Annotated in this window: 11 protein-coding genes; all 11 read right to left on the bottom strand. The window is 42.0% G+C overall.

What is annotated here, in order from left to right:
• Window positions 1-169 precede the first annotated feature (169 nt).
• The gene (gene hemN / locus ACHB7C_RS20630; protein ID WP_042847731.1) at window positions 170-1,543 is read right to left on the bottom strand and encodes an oxygen-independent coproporphyrinogen III oxidase; all 1,374 of its coding nucleotides are present in this window, start codon (window positions 1,541-1,543) and stop codon (window positions 170-172) included.
• Window positions 1,544-1,874: 331 nt separating this feature from the next.
• The gene (gene yihI / locus ACHB7C_RS20625; protein ID WP_048605465.1) at window positions 1,875-2,390 is read right to left on the bottom strand and encodes a Der GTPase-activating protein YihI; all 516 of its coding nucleotides are present in this window, start codon (window positions 2,388-2,390) and stop codon (window positions 1,875-1,877) included.
• Between the two features lie 474 nt (window positions 2,391-2,864).
• Window positions 2,865-4,199, bottom strand: a complete 1,335-nt coding sequence (locus ACHB7C_RS20620; RefSeq protein WP_395348449.1) for an NCS2 family permease — start codon at window positions 4,197-4,199, stop codon at window positions 2,865-2,867.
• Window positions 4,200-4,383: 184 nt separating this feature from the next.
• Window positions 4,384-5,136: an amino acid ABC transporter permease gene (locus ACHB7C_RS20615; protein ID WP_042847738.1), complete on the bottom strand. Its 753-nt coding sequence runs from the start codon at window positions 5,134-5,136 to the stop codon at window positions 4,384-4,386.
• A gap of 1 nt (window position 5,137) precedes the next feature.
• On the bottom strand, window positions 5,138-5,890 hold the full coding sequence (locus ACHB7C_RS20610; RefSeq protein ID WP_042847739.1) for an amino acid ABC transporter permease: 753 nt from the start codon (window positions 5,888-5,890) through the stop codon (window positions 5,138-5,140).
• Window positions 5,891-5,979: 89 nt separating this feature from the next.
• Window positions 5,980-6,819 (bottom strand): ABC transporter substrate-binding protein, encoded by an 840-nt coding sequence (locus ACHB7C_RS20605; RefSeq protein ID WP_210814126.1) that lies wholly within the window; start codon window positions 6,817-6,819, stop codon window positions 5,980-5,982.
• Window positions 6,820-7,367: 548 nt separating this feature from the next.
• Window positions 7,368-8,081, bottom strand: coding sequence for a phosphate signaling complex protein PhoU (phoU, locus tag ACHB7C_RS20600; protein WP_036958602.1), 714 nt, complete (start codon window positions 8,079-8,081; stop codon window positions 7,368-7,370).
• A 13-nt stretch (window positions 8,082-8,094) separates the two neighbouring features.
• Entirely contained in the window at window positions 8,095-8,871 is a 777-nt protein-coding gene (gene pstB / locus ACHB7C_RS20595; protein ID WP_042847741.1) for a phosphate ABC transporter ATP-binding protein PstB, read from the bottom strand.
• Between the two features lie 37 nt (window positions 8,872-8,908).
• Window positions 8,909-9,790, bottom strand: coding sequence for a phosphate ABC transporter permease PstA (gene pstA, locus ACHB7C_RS20590; RefSeq protein ID WP_042847744.1), 882 nt, complete (start codon window positions 9,788-9,790; stop codon window positions 8,909-8,911).
• Window position 9,791: 1 nt separating this feature from the next.
• A complete protein-coding gene (gene pstC / locus ACHB7C_RS20585) occupies window positions 9,792-10,748 on the bottom strand; it encodes a phosphate ABC transporter permease PstC (protein ID WP_042847813.1) in 957 nt (318 codons plus the stop codon).
• Between the two features lie 114 nt (window positions 10,749-10,862).
• A complete protein-coding gene (pstS, locus tag ACHB7C_RS20580) occupies window positions 10,863-11,906 on the bottom strand; it encodes a phosphate ABC transporter substrate-binding protein PstS (protein WP_042847746.1) in 1,044 nt (347 codons plus the stop codon).
• Window positions 11,907-12,351 lie beyond the last annotated feature (445 nt).

Raw genomic sequence — 12,351 nt, 5'->3', positions numbered from 1 at the left:
CGTAGCCAACAACGCTACAGCATAAAATATGACGAAGAGTAAATGCTCTAAATAGTTCGTTCTGTAGCTAGGCGGCAAGAGAAACTAAGCCCTAGGAGCATACATAAAGTATGTGACTAGGGTTAGTGAACGTAGCCAACAACGCTACAGCACGAAATATGACGAGCATTCAGATGACGCGGGAAAACTGCCGCTGCCTCATCTGCCTACGCAAATACACATCAAAACACATGCAAATATTACGAATAAGTAAACGTCCTTGAGGAGTCACCTTAATCCCTGTTTCGCTAATTTCGACTAGGTCATCTTCTGCCATTGGTATCAATAAGTTTAAGTCTTCTGCAAAGTAAGATTTAAAATCAATTGGATATAGTGCTTCTATTTGTGCGAAATTCAGTTGGAAATTACAAATTAAGGTTTTGATAACATCACGACGTAAACAGTCATCATCCGTTAATACCAACCCACGCCACAGCGCATGCCCCTGCTCTTCGACTTGTGCATAATAGGTTTTTAAATCTTTTTGGTTTTGAGCGTAGTTATCCCCTAACATGCTAATCGCCGAGACGCCGAGCCCTAACAGATCACAGTCCCCTTGGGTGGTATATCCTTGGAAATTACGGTGCAGTATGCCTTCACGCTGGGCTACCGCAAGTTCATCTTCTGGGCGTGCAAAGTGATCCATACCGATAAATTGATAACCATTTCCAGTGAGTGTAGCTATCGTATCTTGAAGAATATCCAGTTTTTGCTCTGCGCTTGGCAGATCTTCATCTTTAATTTTACGCTGCGCTGCAAACAAATTAGGTAAATGTGCATAATTAAATACACTTAATCGGTCAGGTGACAGCTCTGCCACTTTTTTCAGGGTAAAAGCAAAACTTTCTGGCGTTTGCTTTGGCAAGCCATAGATAAGGTCAATACTGGTTGAAGTAAACCCTGTTTCTTTTGCTCGCTTAATTAGAGCAAAAATAAACTCTTCATCTTGCTCTCGGTTAACCAATACTTGCACTTCTTTATTAAAGTCTTGTACCCCCATACTCAGGCGGTTAAACCCTTCAGCGCGTAAATGGTCTATCATATCCAACTCAATTTCACGCGGGTCGACTTCAATCGACATCTCTACGTTATCTGCAAAATGAAAGTGCTTTTTCAATAAACCGACTAGATGGCTAACTTGCACTTTATCAAGATAAGTTGGTGTACCGCCTCCCCAGTGCATCTGAGTAACAAGACGTCCTTTTAATAAAGCTGCACGCTGAATAATTTCTTTTTCAATGACTTGTAGGTATTCATCTGCTTTATGTTTTTGGCGAGTAACTAATTTATTACAGCCACAGAAATAACAAAGCTTATGGCAAAAAGGAATATGAACGTAGAGCGATAAAGGACGGTCGGGATAACGCTGAGTTGCTTGAACAAACGCACTTTCGTCATAATCTTGGTTAAATTCCAAGGCAGTGGGGTACGATGTATAACGCGGCCCTGAATAATTATATTTTTGAATGAGAGCGAGGTCCCAAACAATATTTTGCTCTGACATAACATTCCTCAATTGACCAAAAGCTTAAACCATCACAACGGGTTGCACCTTATTTAATTTGTTATTCGGTGATGTGAAAATTTTATAGCATACATAACGTTATAGACTCTAAATATTTCAAGTTGTGGCTAGGCGGCAAGTGAATGAGTCGCTAAAAGTATACATAAGTATATGACTAGAGCGAATGAGCATAGCCAACAATGCTGCAACTTGAAATATGACGAGTATAAAGATGTTAAAGAAAAGAGACTTGATGCAACATCAAAGAAAAGTGTATTTATGAAAAATAATAGCGACATCCCCCGAATATACGAGGGATGGTTAAACGAAGTTATTTACTTTTTAAGATACGCATGATGTCATCGAGTTTTTCTTCGTCTTCTTCCTCTTCTTCTTCAGCATATTCTATGCCTAAAATGTTCATCAGCTCATCAATACGGTCTAAACAAGTATTGATATATTTCTGTTCTTCTGCGGTAACGGTCTCACCATCTTCCAAACGTGCTAACAAACCATCTAAACGGTCATCACTTTCTAACAATGCTAACTCAGCTTCAGGGGTTAATTTTTCTTTAACTACTGGCTGTTTTTTCTCAACCACAGGTTTAGTCGCTGAATTATCATCAACAATTAAAGGCACTGGTTTTTTACTGCCTAAGCGTGGGTCAACAATGTTATTTTGCCCATTATTTTGGCTGCTTGATGACTTATCTTGGTAGCGACTACCTGATTTATTACCACGATGTTTACTTTCGCGCTTACGCTCACGACCTTCTGCGTTCAATTCTTCTTTCGTTTTACGGTATTTTTTCTTTGGCTTACTTGCCGGTTTTTTTGGTGAATTCATGGCCTGATACCTTGATAAAGTCAGTTTCTGCTGCGAAATCTAGCAGTTTCCCATGAAGGGGGAAAGTACTAGTTTGCAATTTCAGTAGATTTTTATCTCACCTGACCTTCACAGCAGTAGTTTATTAATTATACCCTAAATAATTTGCGTTGCATGTACGCTCATGCAACACAAATTATTTAGGGCATGGAGGGGGCAAATAATAAAAAGAGAAATGATTAACTCATTAAATAATGCAAGTTGTGACTAGGCGCCAAGCGAGGTTATCTCGGGGAGCATACACAAGTATATGGCCCGAGTAACCAAGTGTAGGCAACAACGCCACAGCTTGAAGTATGACGAATATTAATGCGCTAAATAGTTTGAGCTGTAGCAAGGCGGAAGAATTGCTAATTCCTAGGAGCATACAAAAGTATGTGACTAGGGTTAGCAAACGCAGCCAACACCGCTACAGTTCAAAATATGAAGCACATGTTAGGCGTCGACTAGGATCATTTTTAACAGGAACATCGCCGCAACTAAAATGACGCACAGCCCCAGATCACGCCAGCGCCCCGTACCAATTTTCATTGCGCAGTAGGCAATAAAGCCCAGTGCGATACCTTCGGTAATAGAGAAACTAAACGGCATCATTACTGCGGTAATAAATGCAGGCACAGACTCGGTTAAATCGTCCCATTTCACCCGCGTTAAGCTTGAAGTCATCAGCACACCCACGTAAATCAGGGCACCTGCGGTTGCATAAGCAGGAACCATACCTGCAAGAGGTGAGATAAACATGGTCAATAGAAATAGAACACCCACAACAATTGCGGTTAAGCCAGTACGCCCACCAACAGATACCCCTGAAGAGCTCTCAATATACGCAGTCACTGATGATGTTCCCATTGCAGAACCTGCTACCGAACTCAAACTATCCACATACAGGGCTTGTTTCATTCGTGGAAATGTCCCGCGTTCATTGGTAATCCCAGCCTTATCCGTCACGCCAATCATAGTGCCCGATGAGTCAAACAGGTTTACTAACATAAAGGCGAAAATAACACCTGATAGCGCTAAATCTAAAGAACCAGCAAAATCGACTTGCCCAACCACACTAGTGATACTTGGTGGCATGGAAAACACACCCGAATATATCACATCACCCAGCGCAAGACCGATCAATGTAGTCACGGCAATAGACACCAAAACTGCTGCATGAATATTACGCGCTGCCAGAATTGCGATGATAAAGAAACCCAGCGCCCCCAGCCAAACGTTATGGTGAGTTAAGTTACCAATTGAGACCAGTGTATCTGGGTTTGCAACAATAATGCCTGAGTTTTTTAACCCCATCATGGCAATAAATAAACCGATACCACTGGTGATCCCGACACGAAGACTAAGCGGGATATTAGCAATAATCCAATAACGAATACGGAACAATGTCAGAATAAATAAACCAACCGCTCCCCAGAATACCGCGCCCATAGCGACTTGCCACGAATACCCCATGGCCCCGACGACAACAAAAGCAAAAAAGGCATTCAGCCCCATTGCAGGTGCTACCGCGATTGGTAAGTTTGCTAATAGCCCCATCAAGATACTACCAATAGCAGCAATCAAGCAGGTGGTAACAAACACCGCTTTAATGTCCATCCCTGCAACAGAAAGAATTTGTGGGTTAACAAAGACGATATACACCATCGTCAGAAAGGTCGTGAAGCCTGCAACAACTTCTGTTCGTGCGGTTGTGCCGTGTTCCTGTAATTTAAAAACACGCTGAAACAAGCCCTGCGGTTGTGCCGAGCTAGAAGATTGATTACTCATTAGATATAGCGCCCAAAAAAAGTTTTTTTCGCCCTATACTACAATTAAAAATCACAAAAGAAAACGATTGCGTAAACCATAATAGGCAAAAATGTCCTAACTAACTGATACGGCAAGCCGAAATAAAAAAATAATCAGATAAGTGTTGTTGAGATAATAGCGGTTATTACACCGCTATGTTGACTTAAGACAGCGCCAATAGCTTTTGCCTACGCCAAAACAATAAGCTACGCTTCGCGGCTCGTTTTTGAGGTTCATTTTGTGCGCTTAGCCTTTTCGCTACCCTATTCGCAATAATTTCCACCGCAAAACACATCACAAAATAAATAAATGCCACAAATAAGAAAACCTCGAGCGGGTATACCATTTCACGGTTATTCACTTGAGTAGCTAAAAATGATAATTCAGCAACCCCCACAATATAAGCTAGTGAGGTATCTTTAATTAATGCAACCCATTGATTAATAAATGAAGGTACCATCATACGTAACGCTTGTGGTAAAACAATGTGCCAAAGCACCTGCCAACGGCTAAAACCCAAAGACATGCCAGCTTGCCACTGCCCTTTACCAATCGCTAAAATCCCCGCCTTTACCGCGTGAGCTAGATATGCTGAAGTAATCAACGCTAATGCACATACCACAGTAGCAATCCCAGGGATTTCTGCGCCAAGCAAAATAGGCAACAGAAAGTAGGTCCAAAAAATCAACATAATCACAGGAATTGCACGGAAAAAGCCTAAAATAGCGGCAAATAGGTTAACCCAGAAACCACGCAGCATGGCTAACGCAATACCACCCAACGTCCCCAATACTATAGAAGCCGCCCCCGCAAGTAAGCTCATGAGTAAGGTTAAAGCAGCGCCTTCGAGTGGGCCGTCAGGGAAAGTACCTAATAATAAATATTGCCAGTTTTGCTCAATAATCGAAAAATCCATTTTATGCCCCTTGAGCTAAATTACGTTGTTGCCGCCACTGCCCCCAGCCTTCCATTAATGCAATAATGGCAATGTATAACACTGTGGCAACACCAAATGCGGCGAAAGTTTGTAATGACTGGCTATCCACTTGCCGCGATACATAAGAAAGCTCCGCCACCCCAATCGCCATCGTTAACGATGAATTCTTTACCACATTCATATATTGGCCAAGTAAAGGCGGCATAGCGATTTTAACCGCTTGAGGCAACACCACGAGTTTCATCGCCTGCCAAGAAGTTAGCCCCAAAGCGAAAGCAGCATATTTTTGCCCCTGACGAACGCCCCTGATACCTGCTCGAATTTCCTCAGCAATAAAGGGTACGGTATACAAGGTCAAACCAACAAAACCCGCTAAAAATTCAAATGATGGCCACCCCACGGGTATCCCCAACAATTGGATTTCATGGGGTGTATTCAACCATTCCATTGTGGCAGATGGTAAAATTTCACCAGAAGCGAAATACCAAAAAAATAGCTGCACCAACAAAGGCGTGTTTCTAAAAATAGAAATATAGATGTTCACTCCCCAACGAAGAGGAGCAATCTGGCTATCCTTTGCTGATGCAACTAGAAAACCTAATAAAGTAGCCGCAATAATGGTACACACAGAGATCCAAACTGTGATCAAAAAACCATAGCCGAACCATTCAAGGTACTGTGGTGCCAGCAGATGTTCTGACCAAAAATTACCGCTGAAAAATTTCTCAAACATAGTCAATCACCATTCTACTTGGTTCTATTAACCAAGAACCCCGCACAATGTGCAGGGTAACCAACAAGTTATTTTTTTATTTCAGGCCATTAAGATTGGGGCTGTTGTTCGCTTAATGGTGCAAACTTAAAGTCACCACGTGGTTGAGCGGCTTTAGTTTCTGGGCCAAACCAACGGTTGTAAATCACCTCGGCTTTGCCGTCTTTCTCTAATTTCAACAGTGTTTCATTGACGTTTTCAACCAAACGTGTTTCGCCTTTGCTTGCTGCAAGTGCTTGATATTCTTTTGTTAGGCTGAATGGCGAAATTTCAAAATCAACTTTAACTTTCTCAGGTAAATTACCTAATAAACCCACCAATTTTGCATCGTCTTGGGTAATAGCTTGTACGTTACCATTACGCAGTGCAGCAAATGCCTGTGGGGTATCATCGTAAGAAATCACTTTAGTGTCTGGAAAACGCTCACGTAAAGTGACTTCTTGTACGGTGCCTTTATCTGCACCGATACGCAGAGGTTTAATATCATCAGGGGTTTTTAAGACGCCTTTACGGGCAATAAATTTTTGCCCGGTAGCAAAATCAGGGATGGAAAAATCAACTTGTTTTGCGCGTTCATCGGTAATGGTAAAATTCGCCCCAATAAGATCAACTTTGCCAGAAGTTAAAAGTGGAATACGATTCGCAGGGTTAGTCGGACGAAGCTCAAGTTTTACCCCTAGGCCATCAGCAATTTCTTGTGCGATATCCACATCATAACCAGCCAATTTCTTAGTTTGAGGGTCAATAAAACCAAAGGGCGGGTTGCTATCAAAGACTGAAATGCGGATCACTCCGGCTTGCTTGATATCATCTAATTTATCTGCGCTAGCGACATTCGCTGTCAGCGCCAAACCTGTGAATAGAACAGTTGAGAGAATACGAGCTTTCATTGAACACCTCTGGCGGTAAATTTATGTAAATCGACCGTCACAAGCTATCAACTATCTCTTAGCACTTGAAATACTATTAAATAATATATTTATAACTAAGAGGAATAAATGAAGTGAATAAAGAAAGGGGGAAACTTTATACAAGGACCCCGAACATGGTTAAACCATCAATAGACTCTTATTGAGCAAGAAGAAAGTCGGTAGAAGAACGTTTTATACGCTAAACAATTTGTTCTAAAGTAAGCTGACGCCGATATTCAAGAGTAATACTCTAAATATTTCGGCCTGTAGCTAGGCGGCAAATAAAATTATCCCTAGGAGCATACACAAGTATGTGACCCGAGTAGTCGAACTCAAATATCAGAACTATAGCTTGAGGTATGATAGGTATTTAATGCATTAACCTCATATATTAATACTCTAAATAGTTCGCGTTGTGGCTAGGCGGCAAGCGAGGATATCTCGGGGAGCATACATCAGTATGTGACCCGAGTAACCGAGCGAAGCCAACACCGCCACAGCACGAAATATGACGAGTATTCGAGTAATTATTTATTCGTTAACATCTTCTCAAGACTATCCCCACCGACGTGACGGAAATCTTGCCCCTTCACATAGTAGAAAATAAATTCACAGATATTTTGACAACGGTCGCCAATGCGCTCAATGGAGCGTGCGCAGAACAGTGCCGTTAATACACTCGGGATTGTCCGCGGGTCTTCCATCATATAGGTCATTAATTGACGTACGATACCCTCATACTCTTGGTCAACTTTTTCATCTTCACGGTAAATACGGATGGCTTCTTCAAGATCCATTCGTGCAAATGCATCAAGTACATCATGTAGCATTTGTACCGTATGACGGCCTAATGATTCCAAACTCACTAACAAAGGCTGATGTTGATGAGAGAATTTCTCCAATGCAGTTTGGCAGATTTTGTCCGCAACATCGCCAATCCTTTCCAATTCTGCAATGGTTTTTGAAATTGCCATAATCAGACGCAAATCACTCGCTGTTGGCTGGCGCTTGGCAATAATTTTTACGCACTCTTCGTCAATCGCCACTTCCATCATATTGACTTTATGGTCATTCTCAATAACTTCACGTGCTAAGGCTTCATCCTGATTATGCATGGCCGTAATGGCTTTGGTGAGCTGTTCTTCCACCAGCCCTCCCATTGTCATCAACTCAGTATGGATATGTTCCAGTTCAGCATTGAACTGCCCCGATATATGTTTGTTGTGATTCAGCGTATCCATCGTCGGCTCCATATCAACCGTAGCGGCCAGTAATATAATCTTCAGTTTGCTTCATTTCAGGGGTCGTAAACATCTTGTCAGTGTGATTAAACTCAACTAACTCCCCTAAGTACATGAATGCCGTATAATCAGAACAACGTGCTGCCTGTTGCATATTATGGGTAACAATCACCACAGTGTACTCTGATTTTAATTCACTAATTAATTCTTCAATACGACCCGTTGAGATAGGGTCAAGTGCAGAGCAAGGCTCATCCAGTAACAATACCTCTGGGCGAATAGCTATCCCACGAGCAATACATAAACGTTGCTGCTGACCACCAGACAAGCTATAACCACTTTGGTGGAGTTTATCTTTAGTTTCATTCCATAATGCAGCTTTTGTCAGTGCCCATTGCACACGCTCATCCATTTCTACACGCGATAATTTTTCAAATAAACGGACTCCAAATGCAATATTATCGTAGATAGACATTGGGAATGGAGTGGGTTTTTGAAAGACCATTCCTACTTTTGCTCGTAATAACGCGATATCTTGTTTGTCCGTCAGGATATTCTGACCATCTAATAAAATTTCACCTTCTGCACGTTGTTCGCCATACAGCTCATACATTTTATTAAAGGTACGTAACAATGTGGATTTACCGCAGCCTGATGGGCCGATAAATGCCGTCACTTTATTCTTTTCAATGTCTAAAGAGATATTTTTCAGCGCGTGAAACTTGCCATAGTAGAAGTTGAGGTCACGAACTTTAATTTTACTGTTTGCAATTTCGTTTGCATTAATCATGGTTTACTTTTCTCTCTAAATCTTTAGTTATCCGGGCTTAGTGTTTTTTCTGTGCAAACACAACACGCGCAATGATATTAATCAGTAGGACACATAGGGTAATTAATAACACCCCAGCCCATGCAAGCTCTTGCCATTCAGAGAATGGGCTCATTGCAAATTTGAAGATAGTCACTGGTAAGTTGGCAATTGGCTCGCTCATATCTGTACTCCAGAACTGATTCGACAGTGAAGTAAACAGTAACGGTGCGGTTTCCCCCGCAATACGTGCAATAGCCAGCAAAATCCCCGTGATAATCCCGGATACAGATGCTTTTAGCGTAATAGATAAAATCATTTTCCATTTTGGTGTGCCGAGTGCATAAGCGGCTTCACGCAAGCTATCCGGCACTAACTTCAACATATTTTCAGTTGTCCGGATAACAATTGGAATTTGCAACAATGCAAGTGCGACAACCCCAGCCCAACCGGAAAAATGCTGCATCTGTGCAACCACGATGGTGTACACAAACAGACCTACAACGATAGATGGCGCTGATAATAAGATGTCATTAATAAAACGAGTTACCGAAGCTAACCATGACTTACGGCCATACTCTGCTAAATAAATCCCCGCTAAGATCCCTAAAGGAGTACCGATAACCGTAGCCCAGAGGATCAGTAAACCACTACCAACAATGGCATTTGCTAAGCCGCCACCTTCTGTATTAGGCGGTGGGGTCATTTCAGTAAACAGATTGAGGGACATCCCATCAATCCCTTTCGTCACTGTAGAAAATAAAATCCAAACTAACCAAAACAAGCCAAAAGCCATGGTTAACATCGAAACCAATAGAGCCATTCTATTGATTTGACGGCGCCATGCTTGACGGCGAGCGCGTTCTTTTTGATTGACGGCAATAGGTTGAGATAACGACATATTAACGGCCCTCATTCTTCGCAAGGCGCATAACCATCAGCTTGGAGATTGCTAGCACAATGAATGTGATAACAAATAGAATCAGCCCAAGCTCCATCAAGGCAGAGGTATGCAAGCCGCTTTCTGCTTCTGCAAACTCATTCGCCAATGCAGAGGTGATACTATTACCTGGCATAAATAATGACACGCTATCTAGTTGATAAGTATTACCAATCACGAATGTCACCGCCATGGTTTCACCCAATGCGCGGCCTAGACCTAACATCACCCCCCCAATTACCCCATTACGGGTATAAGGCAGAACGATGTTCCAGATCACTTCCCATGTAGTACAGCCAATACCATAAGCTGACTCTTTCATCATCACAGGAGTTTGTTCAAATACATCGCGCATAACAGACGCAATGTAAGGAATAATCATAATCGCGAGGATGATCCCCGCAGCTAAAATACCGATACCGAATGCTGGGCCTGAGAATAACTCACCAACAATCGGAATACTCGACATCACATTCCCCACTGGTTCTTGGAAATATTCCGCAAACAACGGCGCAAAGACGAATAACCCCCACATCCCATAAACAATACTTGGGATAGCAGCAAGGAGTTCAATTGCAATACCTAGAGGCCGTTTTAACCAGTTAGGTGCAAGCTCAGTTAAAAATAAGGCGATACCAAAACTCACGGGTACCGCAATGATCAGAGCAATTAACGATGTCACAATCGTGCCATAAATAGGCACAAGCGCACCGAACTCTTCCGCTGGAGCATCCCACTCTTTGGTCCATAAAAACGAAAAACCAAATTTTTGCATACTTGGCCAAGATGCAAAAATAAGGGAGATAATAATACCCCCAAGCATTAATAAAGTGATTAGCGCGGCAATCTTTACCAATGCACCAAAAATCACATCACCTGATTTGCTAGGAGCTTTAAATGCCGTTGTTTTTTCGGCCATGCGCTTTGTTCTCATTCCACACCTACTTGCTTACGTAGGATTTAATTTACTTCATTTAGAAAGCGGATGTTAGATCCTCTAACATCCGCCTGCCACTGCCAACCCGAGGTTCACTTAGAAAAGTGCTTTACCTTGGCTATCTTTTACTTCTGTTTTCCATGCTGCGCGAACAGCTGTCACCACTTCTTCAGGTAAAATTGCGTAGTCTAATGCTTCCGCTTGCTTACCACCTTTCTCATAGGCCCAGTTAAAGAAGTCGAGCGTTGCTTTGCCCTTTTCAGCATTAGCTTGCTCTTTGTGTACTAAAATAAAAGTTGTCGATGTGATTGGCCATGCATTGGCACCATCACGGTTCGTGAGGTCTTGAGCAAAAGATTTAGACCAATCAACTTTTTTCGCTGCTGCGCTGAAACTTTCACCTGTTGGCGAGACTGCTTCGCCATCCGCAGATATCAGTTTAGTATAAGCAAGATTATTCTGTTTTGCGTAAGCATATTCCACATAACCAATAGAACCTGGCAGACGCTGAACAAATGCTGCAACGCCATCGTTACCTTTACCACCTACGCTATTTTTTGGCCAGTTAACTGTTGAGCCCGCACCAATATCTGATTTCCAGCTTGCACTAACTTTCGCTAAGTAGCTAGTGAATACGAAAGTGGTACCTGAGCCATCAGAACGTCTGACGACTGCGATAGTTTGGTCTGGTAGGCTAACATTTGGGTTTAACTTAGCAATAGCAGGGTCATTCCACTTGGTAATTTTACCTAAATAGATATCCCCTAAAGTGTTGCCATCTAAAGTCAGTTGCCCTGACTCAATGCCTTTTACGTTGACAGCCAGAACAACACCGCCAATGACTGTTGGGAACTGGAATAAACCATCTTTTTTCAGTTTTTCGTCAGTTAATGGCGCATCAGAGGCACCGAAATCAACGGTTTTTGCATTAATTTGTTTGACACCACCAGAAGAGCCAATCCCCTGATAGTTTACTTTATTACCTGTTTCTTTCTGATAAGAGTCTGCCCACTTTGCATAAACAGGAGCGGGGAAAGTCGCGCCAGCTCCGGTCAGGCTGGTAGCAGCAAAAGAAGACATTGCGGTCAAAGATAAAGTTGCTGCCATTACGCTTGCTAAGGTGGTACGCGTCATTTTCATAATCCCTCCGGGGATGTATAGAAACAATCAAGTATAAAATTGTTGGGTGTATGTCACGGTAGGAAAAATAGGACAATTTAGTTACGACAACATGTCGTTTTTATGACAGTTTTATGACAATTGCTGATTTTTTCGCTGGCGAGAAAACAAAATCGAAGAAAAATACAATTTTATAACTTAAGATTCAATTAGTTATAAAAACAAAACTTCAAAACTAATATCAAAAAGAAAAATGACAGACTGTCATAAAAGCGAAAAATATTTTTATCCTGCAACTATAAAATAATACTCAAAATAATTTGTGTTGCAGCTAAGCGACCAGAGAGGATATCTCGGGGAGCATACATAAGTATGTGACCCGAGTAGCCGAACGCAGCCAACAACGCTGCGGCGCAAAGTGTGAAAAGTAAAGGAATAGCGCTAAATAGTTCAAGTTGTAGGTAGC

Source organism: Providencia sp. 2024EL-00732 (genome assembly GCF_044006275.1).
Classification (GTDB): domain Bacteria; phylum Pseudomonadota; class Gammaproteobacteria; order Enterobacterales; family Enterobacteriaceae; genus Providencia; species Providencia huashanensis.
The sequence above is the reverse complement of the archived record's forward strand: the minus strand, read 5'-3'. Positions and strand labels throughout refer to the sequence as shown.